Source organism: Dolichospermum sp. UHCC 0352 (assembly GCF_009711925.1).
Lineage (GTDB): Bacteria > Cyanobacteriota > Cyanobacteriia > Cyanobacteriales > Nostocaceae > Dolichospermum > Dolichospermum lemmermannii.
Map to the genome: position 1 here is coordinate 1 of NZ_VIKY01000251.1, position 4,900 is coordinate 4,900.

The 4,900-nt window shown below is 39.2% G+C and carries 5 protein-coding genes and 1 pseudogene; 1 reads left to right on the forward strand and 5 read right to left on the reverse strand.

What is annotated here, in order from left to right; translation table 11 throughout:
* From FJR06_RS24975 to FJR06_RS18095, 5 genes and pseudogenes are all read right to left on the reverse strand, one after another.
* Positions 1 to 866, reverse strand: a pseudogene (locus FJR06_RS24975) (hypothetical protein); the annotation flags it as partial.
* Positions 859 to 1,665 (reverse strand): DNA cytosine methyltransferase, encoded by an 807-nt coding sequence (locus FJR06_RS24980; protein ID WP_168651960.1) that lies wholly within the window; start codon positions 1,663 to 1,665, stop codon positions 859 to 861. The gene FJR06_RS24980 and the pseudogene FJR06_RS24975, both read right to left, overlap by 8 nt.
* Before the next feature lie 633 nt (positions 1,666 to 2,298).
* Positions 2,299 to 3,072 carry a hypothetical protein gene (locus tag FJR06_RS18085; RefSeq protein ID WP_168651961.1) on the reverse strand — a complete coding sequence of 258 codons (774 nt, stop codon included), beginning with the start codon at positions 3,070 to 3,072 and terminating at the stop codon, positions 2,299 to 2,301.
* A gap of 3 nt (positions 3,073 to 3,075) precedes the next feature.
* Positions 3,076 to 3,624, reverse strand: coding sequence for a hypothetical protein (locus FJR06_RS23860; protein ID WP_174783498.1), 549 nt, complete (start codon positions 3,622 to 3,624; stop codon positions 3,076 to 3,078).
* A gap of 148 nt (positions 3,625 to 3,772) precedes the next feature.
* On the reverse strand, positions 3,773 to 3,958 hold the full coding sequence (locus FJR06_RS18095) for a hypothetical protein (RefSeq protein WP_148766616.1): 186 nt from the start codon (positions 3,956 to 3,958) through the stop codon (positions 3,773 to 3,775).
* Positions 3,959 to 4,300: 342 nt separating this feature from the next.
* Between FJR06_RS18095 and FJR06_RS18100 the strand changes: the two genes are divergently transcribed.
* Complete coding sequence (locus FJR06_RS18100) at positions 4,301 to 4,690, forward strand: helix-turn-helix transcriptional regulator (protein ID WP_148766614.1); 390 nt, start codon at positions 4,301 to 4,303, stop codon at positions 4,688 to 4,690.
* Positions 4,691 to 4,900 lie beyond the last annotated feature (210 nt).

Here is a 4,900-nt window from a genome sequence, read left to right on the forward strand (position 1 = left end):
TTCGTGAGGGAAATTTCTGCACCTGTGGATAATTGATTTTCCCCTACGAATTTCTCAGTCCCGTCATTCGTGAGGGAAATTTCTGCACCTGTGGATAAGTTATTTTCCCTTACGAATCGTTCAGTCCCGTCATTCGTGAGGGAAATTTCCGCACCTGTGGATAAGTTATTTTCCCTTACGAATTTCTCAGTAGTTAAGGTTTCCTCTAAGAATTTTTCAACTAACTCTTGAGGTGCGATAGCGAAGCGCTCCGTAGGAATCGCAAGCTGATTTATTAGTTCATCATCTTGACCCCAAAAGTAGCACTTGAGATCAGCATACTCATTACCGTATTTGACGACAAAGTATTCTCCTGGACTAGCTTCTATAATTTCCCCAACCTTGCCGTTAAGGATGTACTCACCAGGTTTAAATTGCGGTTTGGTAATTGGTAATTCAATTTCCCACATTCCAGGCATACCTCGCGCTGGGATTGGTTCATCAAATATTTCTACATTTTCCAATTTCCAGGCATAGCGACCAACTTCCCACAGTCCACACCTTAATTCTGTTGCACTTTGTTGACTGATAAATTCTTCAGTCATTTTGATACAGTCTGTTAAGTCACCAATTGCTACCACAGATCCAAAAGGTATTTCTTCCCCTACCAACAAATCAGATAATTCATTGACTTGATAATCCGTTGTTTCTTGCCTAATAGCTGCATGAATAGCTATTTTCCCCCGATAATTAGTAGCTTTACCCCTGGTTTCATAATGCTTATACTTACCTACCAAAGAAGCCCAAGGTTGATGTAGAGTAATTGCCTTAATTTTGTTAGTTGTCGGAGTTGTCGGGGTTAATAATTCTGACTCCTGATTAAGCAATTCCAGCGAATTCTGCGAGATAACAGACTCTTTTGAGGGCAATTTCTGCTTGTTGAGGTGTAACTGCTCGTCCGTAGAGGTCAACGCAGTGCCGTCTGTTTTTGATATGGTGTCCAACACCGGGATAAATGGGAGTTGTACTGATAGCATCTCGCCAGTGTCCGCTAATGGGTACTCCACCCAACCAATCGGGAATCCCATCATCCACCCTGCCACCGATGGATGTAGCTTGTCCCCCTTGTGAATGAATGGCCGCAACTTCTGCTCTAATCTGTTCGTGCCAGCCGGTCTGCACCCCGTTGAGCCTTTGGGATACGTCGTTGGTGTAGGCAACAATGAACACCCTTTCTCTTGCATGGGGCGCTCCGAGTTCCGCTGCTGATATGATTGCTGGATCTTCCCAACTGTACTCAACCATTCTGAGTCCTCCAAGAACTGCTCTAAGTCCGTTGTTAATAATTCCTCTGGGTTGTTCAATAACAACAAATTCAGGCTGCTCAACTGCGATCGCTCGCAAGGAATAGAACCACATTCTTGATTCTGGATGGTCAAGTCCTGTACGCTTTCCGGCGTTACTTGTTCCGGTACAAGGGAATGATATCCAGCAAATGTTATGCCGTTTAAATTGTCCTTGATAGGTTCTGATGTCGTCGTGAATGGGGATATTTGGGAATCTGTATTTAAGGACTCGTTGGGCGTTGGGGTCAATTTCGATAAACTGGGTTGTTTTAATTCCAAGCTTGTCACCTGCAAGGGTAGCTGCTCCTGTGCCGGCGTAGGTGTCGAGCATTGTAAGCATGAATCCAACTCCTCTATTTTTGATAGTTGCAATTCTTCAATTTGCGTAAACGAATAAGGGACTATTACCCACCCGTCCCAATTAACCGTAAACCCTGATTTACCTACTTTAGCGATCGCTCCCTTACGATTCTCCTTCTGAGAAAATATGCGTTGTCCCAGGCAATTGTAGATATCGTCTATTTTGAATCCTTTATCCTCTTCAAAATCCGTTTTAAAGCCATGATTTACTAATTCATGATGATTTATACACCACGAATCATAAGCGGCGTTATATGCCTCTACAGAGTTAAATTCTTCTGGTGTTGGTGGCTCTGTGGTGGAGTCGTAAAATAAAGTAGTTTGTCCTGAATTCTCAACTTGGGTAATTTCTGAATCGAGAATTATTTCATCCCAATAAGGATCTTGAGATTGGCTCTTTATATCACCCGTGCCACTAGAATACAATTCAGTTGAAAACAAAGCTGGTTCTTGGGTTGCAGTTGCTTGACTATGTTTTTTAGCCATGATGACTACCTAATAGTTTTTGAACTTCCAAAAATGCAATTATCTTGAACAGGTAAGTGCTTGCTAACATCCCCACAACAAGCACTTGTCAGACTTCTCACAGCAGCAGCAGGACTCAAAATTTCATTCAAGTCTGCCAATTTTCACGAAGTGAACTCGCAAAAGCCGCATATTTGCAGCGGACATTTTTGGCATTGGGTAGCCATGCCAAGAATGCCGCGATCGCTCTTTCGGCTCTTTCTGCTGGCATTCCTTGAATAATTTTGCGGATAGTTGCAATCTTTGGATTTGGAACTACGCTATTAGACGCTTGATCATAAATTTCTAAATACACCTGGTAAAAATGCAATTTGTCTTTGAACTTTTCTAAAACACAACAATTCGCCGCTTCTGTTGTGTTTTTTAAGTCTGAATTAGTCTGAATTGTATGAGGGACTTCAGAAGCCTTGCTGGGCGCGGGTTCGGGGGGAGTGATTTTCCGAGATTCCGATTTTTCAGTTCGTTTTTTCGGTTCGAGAGTCCGGTTTTCCGATTTTTTAGTTCGAGATTCCGATTTTTTAGTTCGAGATTCCGATTTTTTAGTTCGTTTTTCCGAACTACTTAAACCAGCATTGTTACTAATTGTTACGTCAGTATGCTTGAAATCAAACCATCCTAATGCTTCAAATTTAGCGATCGCAGCATGGTAAGCTGTTTTACCAATACCAGTTGCTAAAAGTATTTCAGCAACCTTTAACTTCACTGGGCGATCTCCAAATCTATCTATTCTCAGAAAATAGAAAAATAATTTTGATTCTGTTTTGCTGAGTCCGTTTTGAATAATCCAGTCGGTTACATCATCACGAATTATGACAAATAGCTCTTCATTTCCATTACTTTGGCTTAGTTTTTTGCTGTTCATAGATCAACCCTCCACCTCTTCAAAAGTTGCGATAACATCAAAACTCAGAAGAGTTGAGCAAATAACCTCTTTTTTCTGAGGTGTGCAGTCACCAAAAAGATGAATCCGTTTAGTGTGTTCGGGGAAAAATCCTGAGTATGTAAGAATTTGACCTAATGCGGCTTTCCAATCAAAAACTTGTTTAACTTCAATGATTTCTGTTTCAGTTAAAAGGTCAATTCTGCCAACGACTGTGACAATCTCAGTCTGACCACCTAATTTAGCGTGAAGTCTTTGAACTACCTGATACTCAGGATTTTCATAAGTCTCTATTTCAAACCAATCAGGTAATAATCCAGCTTTGTCTAACTTAGCGATCGCCCTATAGAATGTAGCTTTACTTACGTCACATTCTGCCATTACTGTGAGTGTATCAATATCCTTGTAGATGTCCCCCCAAGGATCAATCTCAATTAGATAACTCCAGATTCTCCATTCAGCAGCAGTTAATTTACCTTGTCGAAGTTTTCTGGATACTTCAGGTGTTATTGGGTAAAAATTGTTAATTTTCATTACACACCTCCAAAGGCGTGCAAAAATGCGCCCGCTGCCTTGACAGCTAAACTTAAATTAGATAGCATTTTAATTGTTCCTACAGGTTTTGATTGATTCTAGGGACTGTCCTCCGACCATTTGTACTGGTACGGGGGAAATTTTTTGTCTACGGCTCAATAAGTGATTGAGCGTATTCGATAATTTTGTTGCCAATGGATGGATCTTGATCAAGACATTTAGCGATCGCTCTGAGATCAGCTTCCAAGATAATGGGAATCTTGATCGTCTTAGTTTTGCCTGATTTCCATATAGGACTAAACCTGCTCTTAACAGAGGCTGATGATTGAGGCATAAACTCGATTTAGCTTTTTGTGAATTTAATTCATTATAGCTTTGGTGACTTGGACTTTTATCTCTTATTTTTATTTGTCCAATTTCTTTTTTAGGAATTAGAGATGATGTACAAATTTGTGTCATACTATTAAAAGAATTGGTATTCATGAAAGAAACACTTTTCAGCCCTTGTAGTGTCTAGTTACAAGGGTTTGATCTTTCATGGTGAATTGGTAGACAAATTCAATAAATTCAACTACCATTTATAGTATACTGTAAAATACAGTAATAGCAATGTTATTGAGGGAAAAATAAAATTATCCCTTACAATAATAAAACTGATAGCTATAGAGGTTTATCAATGACTAGAATTAATGAATCATTTGTAACTGCCATGAGTAAGTATGGTATTAAGGCTAAAGAACTGGCTGAGTTAGTCGGTATATCGCCACAGCAAGTAACAGAGTTTAGACGCGGTAGATCGTGGGTTTCTCAAGAAACTTTTGAATCACTGCTTGAAAATATGGATCGTTTAAGTCCTGGTAGTAAGACATATTTTTGCAGTTTATTGGCTAATCAACCGATCGCAAGCATTGACAAAAAACAGCAATTAATAGAAATGATCGAAAATGCTAATTCGGAAGAGATAGAAGCGGTTTTATTAGCAATTGGGCGCAAATGGAAGAAATCTAACTCTAACTCTAAATCTGACTCTAGTATTAATAATAATGAGTATGCCAAGGTTTCTTGATTTTTTGATAACTATCGTTGCAATTAATTCATTAATTTATGTGTTTATCTATCTAAAGTTAGATTTTTTAGCAGATATTCTTGATTTAGACTGATTTATTAACTAACAATTTTTGGTGACAACAGCCTAACTCAACATTAAATTACATCTATCAACAATACCTTAGTCAAATTACGAGGGTGAGATGATAATGCTTTAACCATGAACTCC

Excerpts from the sequence above, each read along its gene's own strand:
- FJR06_RS18095 (WP_148766616.1), bottom strand. The coding sequence starts at position 3,958 with ATGCCTCAATCATCAGCCTCTGTTAAGAGCAGGTTTAGTCCTATATGG.
- FJR06_RS24980 (WP_168651960.1), bottom strand. The coding sequence starts at position 1,665 with ATGCTTACAATGCTCGACACCTACGCCGGCACAGGAGCAGCTACCCTT.
- FJR06_RS23860 (WP_174783498.1), bottom strand. The coding sequence starts at position 3,624 with ATGAAAATTAACAATTTTTACCCAATAACACCTGAAGTATCCAGAAAA.
- FJR06_RS18085 (WP_168651961.1), bottom strand. The coding sequence starts at position 3,072 with ATGAACAGCAAAAAACTAAGCCAAAGTAATGGAAATGAAGAGCTATTT.
- FJR06_RS18100 (WP_148766614.1), top strand. The coding sequence starts at position 4,301 with ATGACTAGAATTAATGAATCATTTGTAACTGCCATGAGTAAGTATGGT.